The organism is Vibrio sp. M260118, assembly GCF_036533755.1.
In the GTDB taxonomy this organism is placed as follows: Bacteria; Pseudomonadota; Gammaproteobacteria; order Enterobacterales; family Vibrionaceae; genus Vibrio.
In genome coordinates this window covers 1-482 of record NZ_JATABG010000712.1, presented here as the reverse complement: position 1 = coordinate 482, position 482 = coordinate 1, and the positions used below count along the sequence as shown (strand labels likewise).

Annotated in this window: 1 protein-coding gene; it reads right to left on the bottom strand. The window is 39.8% G+C overall.

Going from position 1 to position 482, the window contains the following annotated elements; all coding sequences use genetic code 11:
- Nucleotides 1-65 precede the first annotated feature (65 nt).
- Nucleotides 66-482, bottom strand: a 417-nt coding sequence (locus QTO00_RS20780) for a paraquat-inducible protein A (protein ID WP_331426401.1), incomplete at its 5' end; no start/stop codon positions are given.

Sequence of the window (482 nt, the reverse complement as noted above, 5' to 3'; positions counted from 1 at the left end):
ATAGGGGCGACAAACCTTTATTGCGCTTAATATTAGGCGAGTAAGATTTTTGTGTAGGGGAAGAATTACTCATTTAGTGACTCTTTGTTTTTATTCTCATTAGGGTAGTTATCCCAAATCAGCCTTGGATCCATGCTTTCTGCTGCAAGCATGGTTAATACAACAACGATACCAAAAGCAACTGCACCATACCCGGGAGTAAAATCAAGTATTTGACCTCTATCAACTAAGGTCATCATGATAGAAATAACAAATAAATCCATCATCGACCATCGACCTATCCATTTGATCACAAAGTAAAGGGTCATTCTATGTCGATGGAATATTTTGCGCTTAAATTGAATCGCCAATAAAAGGTAAGATAGGCCAAGAATTTTTGCGACCGGAACCACGATACTTGCGACAAAAATGATGATCGCGATGCCAGTCATTCCATTGTTTACTAGGGAAGCGACGCCGGAAAAAATGGTGTCTTCCAAGCG